General features: G+C 31.4%; 12 protein-coding genes. All 12 read left to right on the top strand.

What is annotated here, in order from left to right; all coding sequences use genetic code 11:
* Nucleotides 1–91: 91 nt before the first annotated feature.
* The 12 genes from C7E02_RS06960 to C7E02_RS06905 all read left to right on the top strand — a co-directional run bounded on the left by C7E02_RS06960 (nt 92) and on the right by C7E02_RS06905 (nt 12,799).
* Nucleotides 92–2,713: a hypothetical protein gene (locus tag C7E02_RS06960; RefSeq protein ID WP_242978836.1), complete on the top strand. Its 2,622-nt coding sequence runs from the start codon at nt 92–94 to the stop codon at nt 2,711–2,713.
* 129 nt (nt 2,714–2,842) lie between these two features.
* Nucleotides 2,843–3,226 (top strand): ISAs1 family transposase, encoded by a 384-nt coding sequence (locus C7E02_RS06955; protein WP_105309158.1) that lies wholly within the window; start codon nt 2,843–2,845, stop codon nt 3,224–3,226.
* Nucleotides 3,219–3,641, top strand: coding sequence for an ISAs1 family transposase (locus tag C7E02_RS20645; protein WP_158683041.1), 423 nt, complete (start codon nt 3,219–3,221; stop codon nt 3,639–3,641). Before C7E02_RS06955 ends, C7E02_RS20645 begins: the two co-directional genes overlap by 8 nt.
* Before the next feature lie 158 nt (nt 3,642–3,799).
* Nucleotides 3,800–4,660 (top strand): LicD family protein, encoded by an 861-nt coding sequence (locus tag C7E02_RS06945; protein WP_105309156.1) that lies wholly within the window; start codon nt 3,800–3,802, stop codon nt 4,658–4,660.
* A gap of 30 nt (nt 4,661–4,690) precedes the next feature.
* Nucleotides 4,691–5,125: a glycosyltransferase gene (locus C7E02_RS06940; RefSeq protein ID WP_105309155.1), complete on the top strand. Its 435-nt coding sequence runs from the start codon at nt 4,691–4,693 to the stop codon at nt 5,123–5,125.
* A 73-nt stretch (nt 5,126–5,198) separates the two neighbouring features.
* Nucleotides 5,199–5,627, top strand: coding sequence for a hypothetical protein (locus tag C7E02_RS06935; RefSeq protein WP_105309154.1), 429 nt, complete (start codon nt 5,199–5,201; stop codon nt 5,625–5,627).
* Nucleotides 5,627–6,904 (top strand): lipopolysaccharide biosynthesis protein, encoded by a 1,278-nt coding sequence (locus C7E02_RS06930; protein WP_105309153.1) that lies wholly within the window; start codon nt 5,627–5,629, stop codon nt 6,902–6,904. Before C7E02_RS06935 ends, C7E02_RS06930 begins: the two co-directional genes overlap by 1 nt.
* 18 nt (nt 6,905–6,922) lie before the next feature.
* The gene (locus C7E02_RS06925; RefSeq protein WP_105309152.1) at nt 6,923–8,065 is read left to right on the top strand and encodes a glycosyltransferase family 4 protein; all 1,143 of its coding nucleotides are present in this window, start codon (nt 6,923–6,925) and stop codon (nt 8,063–8,065) included.
* Nucleotides 8,066–8,067: 2 nt separating this feature from the next.
* Nucleotides 8,068–8,760 carry a glycosyltransferase family 2 protein gene (locus tag C7E02_RS06920; RefSeq protein WP_105309151.1) on the top strand — a complete coding sequence of 231 codons (693 nt, stop codon included), beginning with the start codon at nt 8,068–8,070 and terminating at the stop codon, nt 8,758–8,760.
* A gap of 3 nt (nt 8,761–8,763) precedes the next feature.
* Nucleotides 8,764–9,114 carry a DUF2304 domain-containing protein gene (locus tag C7E02_RS06915; protein WP_105309150.1) on the top strand — a complete coding sequence of 117 codons (351 nt, stop codon included), beginning with the start codon at nt 8,764–8,766 and terminating at the stop codon, nt 9,112–9,114.
* Between the two features lie 192 nt (nt 9,115–9,306).
* Nucleotides 9,307–11,673 carry a DUF2142 domain-containing protein gene (locus C7E02_RS06910; RefSeq protein WP_105309149.1) on the top strand — a complete coding sequence of 789 codons (2,367 nt, stop codon included), beginning with the start codon at nt 9,307–9,309 and terminating at the stop codon, nt 11,671–11,673.
* 25 nt (nt 11,674–11,698) lie between these two features.
* On the top strand, nt 11,699–12,799 hold the full coding sequence (locus tag C7E02_RS06905; RefSeq protein ID WP_105309148.1) for an acyltransferase family protein: 1,101 nt from the start codon (nt 11,699–11,701) through the stop codon (nt 12,797–12,799).
* Nucleotides 12,800–12,810: the final 11 nt, after the last annotated feature.

Genomic DNA, 12,810 nt, shown 5'->3' with positions numbered 1-12,810 from the left:
ATAAAATGAATATATATTGCTGAAAAATAAAATGATGATACAATATATAGTATATAAAATTCTTTTATGAGGAGGCGATTGTGTGAAAAAGATGAAAGTATGTGCATTATTATGCGCAGTTGCTTTAAGTGCGAATACAGCACTTCCGGCAATGGCAGCAGAAAATGTAGAAAACACACAGGCAATGGAAACAATGACAGAGGTTGAAGAGAATCAACCAGTCGAAGAACAGAATGTGGCAACAGGGAATGAGACAGAAAGCAAAAGTGCAGATGAGCAGCAAGAACAGGAAAATGCCGGGCAACAAGATGAAGTGAATCAGCAGGAACAGGCAAGCGACGCTGACGATGCTAAGAGTGAAGTGAAAGAAGAAACTCAGGGAATGCCTGCTGCTAATGAATTAGAAGCAGATGCTCCAGACGAAGATGGTATTCCAGAAAATGGGTGGTATTATGAAAATGAATCTACCTATTATTATGAGAATGGTGTGAAAATTACAGGCATGATAAAAGAAATCTCAGACGAAGATGGTAATACATATGGCTACTATTTTGACTGGGATGGAAGGTTACAAATAAACTGTAGAAATTATGTGAATCATATTTTTGAAGATTTAACATATATACAGGGCTGGGTTCGTTCTGATGAAAATGGACATTTATATCAAGATAGTTGGTATAATAACGGAGGCCGGAAAGAATATTATGGACATGATTATGTGTGTCCAACGAGAAAGACAGTTACAATTGATGAGAATCTTTATTACTTTGATGAAAATGGATATTTAGTTACAGATAACCAAGTCATGATTGGTGATCAGCTTTATAAAGCTGATGAAAATGGTGTCCTAAGCTTAATTGATACTGAAAAAGAGACTCGTTGGGTATTGGGTAATGGTAATTGGTATTATTTAGAAGATGGAGTTCCGGTTAAAAATAGTTTTAGAGAGATTAATGGCTCAAAATATTATTTTGATGGTACTGGAAAGATGCAAACGGGATTGTTCTCTCTCTGGGGTGATGCTGATGGAAGTATGGTACAGAAGTATTACTTAGCAGAGTCAAGCGGGGAAATTATTGAAAAATCAAATTCCTGGTATTATTCGAATGATAATCAGAAATGGTACTATTTTGATCAAGATGGAAATCCTGTAAATAATAAGATTGAAAAAATAGCTGGCAAAGAATACTATTTTGATTATGAAGGCGAAATGAAAATAGGCTTTTTCTATTATAATAATCAGAAATTGTTTGCTGATGCATCAGGTGCAATTTGTAGAGAAAATAAATGGTACTACAATGATGGAAAATGGTACTATGTGACCGAAAATGGAGAAAGTGCGCAATCTGGCATCTATACGATTGGTGGAAAAAAATATTATTTTGATTTCAACGGTGTGATGGTAACGGGGAAATTTAATGTTTGGAATGGAAATACTAATGACTTCTACTATGCTAATAGCTCCGGAGAAATTGTATGTAATCAGTGGGTAAAGAGAGGATTTGATTGGTTTTTTGCTGGCGAAGATGGGAAACTTCTGACTTCACAGTGGATGAATGATGATTTTTATTTTGGTGAGACAGGGCTTATGGCTGTCGGAGTTGTTGAAACAGATAAAGGAACTTATCTGTTTGATGATAATGGACATAAAAAAGAAGAGGTTGGAACAGCAAAAGGATGGCAGTTGGTTGATGGTACTTGGTATTATTATGATGAACCGGGTGAGCCACACAACGGATGGTTAGATAATAAATGGTACATTGAAGACGGCAAAATGCTAACAGAAGCAATCGTTGTCTCATATGATGGTGAAGGCGATTCTTATGTTGGAGTAGACGGTTTGATTCAAAATGGCTGGATTTTTAATCGCTATGAATGGCTTTATTCCGAAAAAGGGAAAATTGTTAAGAATTGTTGGAAAAATATAGGTCATACCCGGTATTATTTTAGTGGTTATTGTATGGTGATAGGTCTTCAAGAGATTGATGGAAAGATACATCAATTTAGTGATAATGGTACATGGTTAGGTGAAGTTAAAACAACAGGATGGTTCAAATCAGCGGCCGGAGCTTGGTATTGGATTAATGAAGATGGTACGATAAACAAAGAAGAAAAGAAAAAAATTGGGGATTTAGAGTTTTATTTTTCGTCCTATAGTGGAGCGATGATTTCCAATAATGCTTTCAATAATCAGTGGATAAACAGCAATGGTAATTTAGATACGACGAATGGCTGGAAACGAAGTAGATATGGTGACTGGTATTATCAAGAAAATGGTAAACTTGTTACGGGTAAAAAAGTTATTGATGGAATAGAATATGAATTTTCTCCAGCTATGCGAGCTGAACAAATAGCATGGATGCAGAATGTATATTATGATGAGAATGGTATTAGAACTGTTTTAACAGATGGATGGTATCATTTGAAAGAATACGGTGAATATAGTTGGTATTATTTTAGCAATGGTACTCCAGTAAATGGTTGGTTAAATGGATATTGTTTTGAGTATGGAAGAATGGCTGATGGTCTATTCAGGGATAACTTAGATAATATCTATATGTTTGATGATAATGGACATTTGATTAAAAATCGGTGGATTTACCGTTGGGGAAAATGGTATTATGCATCAGCAAGTGGAAGATTATACACTGGTCAAAGAAAAATTGGTGGAACTACATATTGGTTCGATTCAGAAGGAGTTTGGGTTCGATAAAATTAAAAACTTGTGATGAAAAGAGACTGTTGCGCTAACTTGGTTAGTGCAACAGGGTAACCGCATAAAAAATAATTAGTATTCGAATCACCACTTTTCAGGTATAATAAAAGAAAAGTAGTGATTTTTATGATGGAAATGAAACTGTATTTTACGAAATTGGTAGACAGTAGGGACAAACGAGGACTAAAACATGAACTTGGAAATATTATTGTCATGAGCATATACGCTGTCTTATGTGGTTACACGGATGCAGAAAATATGGCATTCTTTATGAAACTTCAAGAAGCGTATTTCACCGAGAGGCTGGATTTGAAGCATGGCGTTCCTTCGGCAGATACATTACTTCGAGTGTTTGCGATTATAGAACCAGAAAGCTTTATGCAAATGTTTTATTGCTGGATTAAAGATGTGCTTACAGTAATACAAAAAAATAATATTTCAGAAGTACAGCGGATTGCAATTGATGGAAAAGCCGTTCGAGCAGCGGCAATAAAAGGCGGAAATATCTGATTTCAACGGATATAGAATATTTGACAGGAAAAGAAAACTGGAAAAATTTAAAAAGCATTGGGAAAGTAGAAAGTGTTCGAGAAATCAATGGGAAAAAAGTTGTGAAACAAGGTATTATATACTGGATCAAAACATGACTTCGGAAGAAATGTCTCATATCGTACGAGGTCACTGGGAAATTGAGAACAATCTACATTGGGTATTAGATGTACATTTTCGTGAAGGTGCATGTAAAGTTAAATTAGAAAAAGCGATGCAAAATCTGGCACTAATCAGAAAGATTTGTTATAATCTGATGAAATTAGACAAGAGATTTGATAAAAAGAAAAAGATGACGTACAAAAAGATGAGTATGATGTATACGTGTAACTTGGAATATATAGAAGAATTACTTTTTCAAATAATAGAATTATAAAAAATCCATCTAAAGAAGTTTCTACCCTTTAGATGGATTTTTTATGCGTTTGCCCTGTGTAGTGCGATGGTCTTTCTTTACCTATTATAAAAAATATGATATAATAATTTAGATCGTACATTGTGAACGAAAAAATATGATAGAAAGATGAAAAAATAATGAAAAATATAGAAAGAAATAAAGAATATGAACCTGAAATACTTAACAAACTTCATGAATTACAACTTGAGATGTTGCAAGATTTGCAAACGATTTGTGAAAAGTATAATTTGCAATATTTTGCTGTTTTTGGAACAGCATTAGGGGCAGTAAGACATAAGGGGTTTATCCCATGGGATGATGATATCGATGTTGGAATGTTAAGAAAAGATTATGAGGTCTTTATTCAGGTTGTTGAGAAAGAAATAGGTGATAAATATCAGATTATGACCCCAGAAGTTGATAAGAATTACGCATGTTGTGTTACAAAATTTCAACGAAAAGGAACAAAGTTTATTTCGTATTTGAGTGATAAACTTGATTGTGAGCAATGCATATTTATTGATATTTTCCCGTTTGATCGTATTGCACCAACAAAGAAGAAAGCAAAACAGCAACAGCTAACGACACTGTTTTTAGATCGGTTAATATATTTATGTGGATCTGCTCATCCGATTATTCCGTATACTGGAATAAAGTATCATATAGCCGCTGGAATATGTTGGTGTGTTCACTATATAACAAAAATATTTCACATATCTCCAAAAGTTATTTATAGAGCATTTGTGAAGCAATGCACGAAATACAACAAAGCAAGTACGAACATTGTGACATCTTTTGGAGATGGAAGCTCGTTGAAATATCGTTCTGCAGTTAATAAAATGTTTCCATTAAAGGAGACAGAATTTGAAAATATGAAAATTAAAATAATGAATAATGATGATGAACATTTGAAACGGACATATGGTGATTATATGCAATTGCCACCTGTTGAGCAGAGAATTAATCATGCGCCATATATTATTGAGTTTGGTGATTGATAATGAAAATTAAGAATATGGAGAATATGATTGAATGGGAAAAAAGTAAATATATTATTATCGGTGTATAATCCTAATGTTACATATTTAGTTGAACAGTTAAAGTCTATAGATAATCAGACATATCCCAATATTGAATTGTTGATATTTGATGATTGTGTGAGCAAAAGATGTGATGTTGGTATATTCAAAAAAACATTGAATAATGTGAAATATCGCATTTTACCATATAAAAAGAAAAATATGGGTTATGTAAAAGCGTTTGAATATTTAGTAGAACAAGCAGATGGAAATTATATTGCATTTTGTGATCAGGATGATATATGGGATAAGACTAAAATTGAAAAATGTATCCAATGCATGGAAAAAGAACATACGATATTAGTAGTAACTGATAGAAAAATAATTGATGCAGAGGGAGAAGCTACATGTAATTCTGTAAGACATACATCTAAAAAAGTTTAATACTTGGAAGTCGTATGAAGATATGGGTATATACAATTTTTTCACAGCTTGTGCGCCTAGAATGAGTATGGTAATGGATACTCAATTTGTGAAAGGATGTCTGCCATTTTCTGATAATACAGGTCATGACAAATGGATAATTGCTTGTGCTTGTGGAAAAATATCCTATTTAGATGAAGTGTTAGTATCGTATCGTAGATATGGAGGGAATGTTTCAGGAATCTTGACTGGAATTGAGTCTAAGAAAGACTATATGCAACAGCGCGTTTTGCCGCATTTAAAATTAGTTGAAGAATTTGCAAAGCGTTATCCGCAATATTCAGGAAACGCAATTGCATTACGTTTCGCAGTTGCTCGTGCAAGAGGAAATGTTTTGGAACTATTAAAATATTATTATATAGCACCAGATATTGCAAAATTTGAAATTTTTATATCTTTAATGCTTGATAGAATAATAAAGATAGGAATTAATATCTTGAAAAAGATGAATGGTGGAAAATGATGAATTCAATAAATAGAGAACCGAGTGCAAAATCCATTTACGTATGGAATATTATTGGGAGCGGTTGTAATGCTTTACTTTCTGTTGCCTTGTTGATGTTAGTTACAAGAATGAATGATGACGCTCAGGCAGATATATTTAGTTTGGGCTGGTCGATAAGTCAACTTATGGCAACAATTGCAACATTTCAAATCAGAACATATCAAGCAACCGATATAAAAAAAAGGTTTTCATTTGCTCAGTATTTAGAATTTAGGATTATTACGATATTAGTTATGCTGATTAGTAGCTATATTTACATAATTTCAAGAGGTTATACTGGCAAAAAAGCAGTTATTATATTGGTGTTATGTTTGTACCGTGCATTTGACTCTTTGTCGGATGTGTATGAAGGTGATTTTCAGCAAAAAGAAAGACTAGATCTTGCGGGAAAAGCATTGACATATAGAATTGTTATAGGAAGTATTGCGTTTGGAAGCAGTTTATATATTAGCAGAAATCTTTTGACTTCTTGTGTTATATTAATGATAGCATATGGAATTTCTTTTTTTGCATATAACGTACGCTATAATTTATGTATTGAAAAAATAAAAGAAAAAATAGTATTTGACGCTAATATAAAATGGATAATTCAATTGACGATGGAAGGGGCACCGCTTTTTATAAATGCTTTTTTAATGAATGCTATTATGAATGCACCTAAAATGTATATTGATTCAGCGATTAGTGATGGAATGATAAAAGCGGGTAGCCAAACGATTTTTAATATTTTATTTATGCCAGCTTCTGTTTTGAACTTAGTATATATTGTGTTTCGTCCAATGCTTACCAAAATGGCAATTGCATGGGAGGAAAAAAAGAAAAAGAATTTTTTGAAAATACTTTTTAAGATTTTAGGCGGATTATTAGGAATGACTTTCTTTGTTATAATTGGTTGCTGGATATTGGGAATTCCAATTTTGACATTGATTTATGGTATTGATTTGCATGTATACAGATTGCATTTATTATTAATAGTAATTGGAGGATGCTTATATACATTTGCAGCAGTTTTTGATAATGCTTTAGTTGTGTTACGAAAACAGCACATACTAGCCGTTTCTTATGTTATTACATGGATATATGTAAAAGTAGTTGTAAAAATACTCATAGAGCAATGGTATATGTTAGGAGCGGCAATGGCATATTTGACATCTATGATACTTTTTATTACTATTACTGTAGTAATGTTTATTTATTTTTATAAAAAAGAAAATAAGATAGTGAAGAAAAAATGAAATGGAGCTGAAGACGATATGAAGAAATATTGTATATTTTCTGCTCAATATCTTCCTCATATGGGAGGAGTAGAAAGATATACGCATAATTTGGCAAAAAAATTAATTGAAGATGGAAATGAAGTTGTTGTTGTTACATCAAATATATATAAATTGCAAGAATATGAGCGGATGGATGGTATACCTGTTTACAGACTTCCATGTTGGAGTTTATTGGAAGGAAGATACCCAGTGCTTAAAATGAATTCTAGATTTTTTAAAATAAATAAAGTGCTAAAAAATAGAAACTTTGATATGATTATAGTTAATACAAGATTTTATCCACATTCATTGTATGGAATGATATTAGCAAGGAAAATGAAATCTAAATGTATTACATTAGATCATGGGACAAGCCATTTGTCAGTACATAACAAATTTTTAGATTTTGTGGGAGCAATTTTTGAACATACTTTAACAAAAGTGGACCAAATATTTTGCAAAGATTACTATGGCGTTTCTAAGGCTTGTAATGAGTGGCTGGCACATTTTCATATTAAGGCTAAAGGAGTTTTATATAATTCTATAGACCTTGAAGAAGTTAAAACAGTGCAGAAAAACATTAGTGAGTTGTATAGAAAGAAATATGACATACCAGATAAGGCCATTGTAATTACATTTACAGGTCGTCTGTTAAAAGAAAAGGGGTTGCCAAGCTTATTAAATGTTGTAGAAAGAATTAATAAGGAACGAAAAGATGTATATCTGTTTATCGCTGGAGATGGAGATATGGGAGATGAAGTGAAATCTCGCAGCAATGAACAGATTATTCCAGTTGGAAGAATTGATTTTGAACAAATCGTTGCGTTGTTGACAGATTCAGATATTTTTTGTCTACCATCATTTTCGGAAGGTTTTTCTACATCCATATTGGAAGCAGCTGCTTGTGGTTGTTATATACTTACGACAGCCAGAGGCGGGGCAAGAGAACTTTTAATAAATGACGAATATGGATGCGTGATACAAAATAATGATGAAGAATTATTGTATAATGCATTGATAGAAACAATTAATAATCCAGAAAAACGAAAAAGAGGAATAGATCTTACATATAAAAGAATTGAAAAATGTTTTACTTGGGAAATATTATCGAAACAAGTAGAAAGAATCTGTGAGGATTAAAAATGAAAAAAGAATTATTAATAGTGATACCTGCTTATAATGAGGAAGAAAATATAGAAAGAGTAGTTCGGACAATTATAGATAAGTATAGTCAATTTGACTACATAGTTGTTAATGATGGATCAAAGGATAAAACGGCTGATATATGTCGTAAAAATAATTTTGAATTATTGGATCTGCCAATCAACTTAGGGCTTGCTGGGGCATTTCAGGCAGGACTCAAATATGCATATGCGAAAGGATATTCATACGCGATTCAATTTGACGCAGATGGACAACACCGACCAGAATATATAGAACCTATGCTTGCAAAGATAAAAGAAGGCTATGATATAGTCATAGGATCTAGATTTGTAAATGAAAAAAAAGATAAGTCACTTAGAATGTTTGGAAGCCGTATGCTAACTTTGACGATAAAAATTACAACTGGAGTTAGAGTTTCTGATCCGACTTCTGGAATGCGAATGTTTGCTTCTAATATGATAAAAGAATTTGCGCAGAATCTTAACTATGGACCGGAACCGGATACAATATCATATTTGTTGAAAAATGGAGCTAAGATTGCTGAAGTACAGACAGAAATGGATGAAAGACAATTTGGAGAAAGCTATCTTAATATGATGAATTCTATAAAATATATGGTGAAAATGATGCTTTCTATTATTGTTGTTCAAAATGTAAGAAAAAGGAGATAAATTATGTCATATTTGTTACGTGTTTTATTAGTAGTAGGTGCAATTTTGTCAATGTTTTTTATGCTGAAAAAGATTAGACAAGCAAAATTAAAAATAGAATATATTGTATTTTGGACATTTTTCTCATTTGCTTTGGTTATAATGGGGCTTTTCCCAGAATTGTTTTATATAATATCTGATTTTTTGGGCTTTCAATCTCCTATTAGTATGATTTACCTTGCAATAATATTTGCATTAATAGTGAAATTATTTTTTACAACCATTCAGATTTCACAGCTGGAAAATAAGGTGGATAATCTTACTCAGCAAATTGCGATAGATTCCAAAATTGATAAAGATAGACCAAAAAAATAGAGTTCTTTAAAAAAATTAGGAATATAGAAATAAGTTTAATTTGAATAAATTATTTATGATGTTTTAGAGTAAAAATATCAAAAACAATAAATATGTTATGAGTAATTAATAACGTGAAAATGAGAATATATAAATTATAAAGAACTTAATGGAGGGAATATCATAATACAAATTATGATATGAAAATATAAAATGAAAAGATGTATAAATACGAAAATACAGGGTGTATTTTTTAGTATTATTGTTGGATTAACAATTTTTATCTTCTTGCTTGTATCTGGAAAAATACAATACGGATTCGTTGATGAAAAATATGCGGATACGGATGTTTTTTCTTCATTTGACAATAGAGAATTGAATATAGAGCAAAAGGATATTATAGAACAGGAAATAACACTTCCACAAGGAACATTAAAATCTTTTTCTTTAAAGTATCATAGAGATTTATTTGAACCTGGATTAGAAATTGAAATTGAATTGTGTGATGAGAAGAGCGGAAAGGTTTTGCGAAAATGGGTAGAAAACGGGAGTGATATAGAAGAAGATGGATTTAGAGAGTATAGTATTTCTACTCAGATAGCGAAAAAGATTAATAAGGCAGAATTAAAAATAAAAGCAAATAAAAATACAAACGTGTTATATTGTTCGCAGACGGATTCTTTAAATGGTGAAAGGTTCTACATTAATGGTGAGGAACAACAAGGTGATCTTATTATTAGGTTAGTGCAAAATAAATATGTAGTTAATACATTATTTTTTGGAGCAGCTATTTGTGTTTTTGTGATGATACTATGTTATTTGATAATATATTATAAATTATATAGAAAAATATTAAAAGCTATAAAAAAAATAGTGTGTGAAATACAAAAACTTGATAAAGTTACAATGTTGAAAGAAATACTAAGTATGATAGCTATTTTTCTATTGAGCTTTTTGATAGAAAAAATGATTTCTCACTACAATGTTAATACGATTAATGATTTTAATGAATATCGTCTTTTATTTTTTGTAGCTTTTATAATGTTTATATATCTGTTTGTAAAAATGAAAGCGTATATTGTTCAACGACCGGAATGTGTATTTATTACTCTGTTATTTATTGTTGGAGCGCTATATGTAATTATAATGCCTGCAGAGGCAGAAATTTCGTGGGATGAAGCAATTCATTACTGGAGAGCAGTGGGAGTATCACATGCCCTGACTGGAAAAACAAATATTGCAGATAGTTGGGTATATTGGCATTCTGGAATTGGATATATGCTTCCTAATAGTATTGAAAACTTAAGAATTGGTCAAAGCAGTGTCCAAGCATTGTATGATTCAGGAAAGATGGTTGCAGCTAATACAGATATTTTAGGACAGATGAAAGTGGTGGCATATCTTCCATCTGCGATAGGATTGATTATTGGTAGAGTACTACACTTACCTCATATGATAATATTCCATTTAGGGGCAGCAATGAATATGTTGTTATATATTATATTGGTATATTATTCAGTTAAGAGATTGAAGTCAGGAAAAATGATTTGTATTACTGTGGCAAGTGTATTGAATTGTGTATTTTTGGCATCTGTGTATAGTTCAGATAGTTGGATTACAGGTTTTTGTATGTTAGGAACAACGTATTTTATTGGAGTAATGCAGGAAGAAGGAACATTATGTAAAAAAGATATGTTGATTATGCTAGGTGCTTATTCATTAGCATTCATGCCAAAAGCAATTTATTTTCCACTTTTTTTAATATTTATGCTGTTACCGAGAGAAAAGTTTGAAACTAAAAGACAATATGTACTGTTTCGAGTAACATTACTGGCATTGTGTGCAACATTTTGTTTGGAAATGGTAGTTAGTTTTAAATGGTTTGCGATTATATTTTTAACTTTATGGATATTCATATATTATGGCTATAGATTAATAATGAAATTGAAAAAAAAGCAGTTAATATATTTGATTGTTTTTGCTGTAATCGTAGGAGGAATTATAGGATATTTTGTGATAGCTTATCTTTTGCCTAAAATGTTAGGAACAGGAGACTTACGAGGGGGTTCGGAAGTTAATTCGGCAGGTCAGGTACAATTTGTTATGATGCATCCTATACAATATACAAAAATATTAACGAAATTCATTTTAGGTAAATATTTGTCATTTCAAAATGATTTGCAGATGGTATTTAATACATTTGGATATTTGGGACAATCTTTCTTCGGAACGATTTCATTTATATTTTTATGGTTCGTTGCCTTTACAGATAAAAGAAAATATGATTCATGGGTAATATATAATCGGGTGAAAATGTGTATGATAGTTTTGCAAACAGTCATTATGCTTCTTATAGCGACAGCTTTATATATATCATTTACTCCAGTGGGATACGAATCCGTCAATGGATGCCAGGCGAGATATCTCCTACCGCTTTATCCAGGATTCTTTTTGATGATAGGGACTAACAAGATGCGGAACGAAATATCAGAAAAGATTTATAATGGAGGAATTATTGTTGTAAATATATTGATTTTGTTATTGAGTGCATGGCAAGTAGTAGTTAAGTGTTATTATTGAAAAATATGTAAATGGAGGATGTGTAGTGAAGAAAAATAAAGGAATAGATATTGTAAGAGCAGTTGCTATAATGTCAGTATTAATTTATCATTTTTACGTGTTGATTGATGGAAACAGATATGTAGATCATCAAGTAATTCATAGACTGATTCTTGTTGGAGGAGAGATTGGAGTAACATTATTCTTCATAATTAGTGGATATGGTATTTTTTTCTCTATTGATAGAATGGAAAATAAAGATGGATTTCAATTTTCAAAATTTATGAAAAAAAGATGTGTGAGAATATTGCCTCAGTATTATCTATCTTTACTGATTATTATTTTTATTGGCTCACAAGGATTTGTGCTTAGCAAAGATGGAATTTGGCACATAGTAACACATGCATTATTGATGCATAATTTTTTTCCATCTACTTGTGGATCAATTAGTACGGTATTATGGACAATGGGAGTTATATTTCAATTTTACTTAATAGCGTATTTTTTATATAAATGTGTGAAAAAAAACGCTATTATTGCAATGATTGCTTCTTTTGCTTTTACAATTATATGCAAAATAGTAATTTTCCACTTTATATTTCCGTATATACATATTGAAAATTCGTACTATTTTATCTATGGACGACAATTATTTACGGCACTTGATAATTTTGTAATAGGTATGTTTTTAGCATATTATGAAGAAAATATAAAAGCAAATAAGTCGACAAAGATAGTTGTTACGTTAATGGTTTTGATACTAGGAGGAATTTGGTGCATTATGCCACAGGCTGATTTAAGGCATAGTGATTGCTTGATAGGTTATATTTGGAGCTCCGTTTTAGCTTTGGTGTTGGGGGCAGGAGTATGGATTCTGGAAAATATTGAATACAAAAATGATATGAGATGGTTAAGATGTGTAATGTTTATTTCAAAGTATCAATATGGAATATATTTGTGGCATTTTGTAATTGCAGCTAATTTGATACAGAACAGCTTGACAATTAATGAACTTGCTCAAAAGAGCTTTTTAGGATTAACAGTTATATTGAGTGCAATATGCATCTTGGCAGGATATATATCTTCAATAACATTGGATGCACCGGATTATGTTAAATTACTTAGCAGTAATAAAAGTAAACAGTAAGAGCTGTAAGG

The organism is Dorea sp. Marseille-P4042, assembly GCF_900290215.1.
Classification (GTDB): Bacteria; Bacillota; Clostridia; order Lachnospirales; family Lachnospiraceae; genus Dorea; species Dorea formicigenerans.
Note: the sequence above shows the minus strand (reverse complement) of the source record. Positions and strands in the feature narration are given on the sequence as shown.

What these genes read in the sequence shown, in the direction of transcription:
- C7E02_RS06920 (WP_105309151.1), top strand. Translation starts at nt 8,068, where the DNA reads ATGAAAAAAGAATTATTAATAGTGATACCTGCTTATAATGAGGAAGAA.
- C7E02_RS06915 (WP_105309150.1), top strand. Translation starts at nt 8,764, where the DNA reads ATGTCATATTTGTTACGTGTTTTATTAGTAGTAGGTGCAATTTTGTCA.
- C7E02_RS06925 (WP_105309152.1), top strand. Translation starts at nt 6,923, where the DNA reads ATGAAGAAATATTGTATATTTTCTGCTCAATATCTTCCTCATATGGGA.
- C7E02_RS06960 (WP_242978836.1), top strand. Translation starts at nt 92, where the DNA reads ATGAAAGTATGTGCATTATTATGCGCAGTTGCTTTAAGTGCGAATACA.
- C7E02_RS06930 (WP_105309153.1), top strand. Translation starts at nt 5,627, where the DNA reads ATGAATTCAATAAATAGAGAACCGAGTGCAAAATCCATTTACGTATGG.
- C7E02_RS06945 (WP_105309156.1), top strand. Translation starts at nt 3,800, where the DNA reads ATGAAAAATATAGAAAGAAATAAAGAATATGAACCTGAAATACTTAAC.
- C7E02_RS06910 (WP_105309149.1), top strand. Translation starts at nt 9,307, where the DNA reads ATGAAAAGATGTATAAATACGAAAATACAGGGTGTATTTTTTAGTATT.
- C7E02_RS06935 (WP_105309154.1), top strand. Translation starts at nt 5,199, where the DNA reads ATGGATACTCAATTTGTGAAAGGATGTCTGCCATTTTCTGATAATACA.
- C7E02_RS06955 (WP_105309158.1), top strand. Translation starts at nt 2,843, where the DNA reads ATGATGGAAATGAAACTGTATTTTACGAAATTGGTAGACAGTAGGGAC.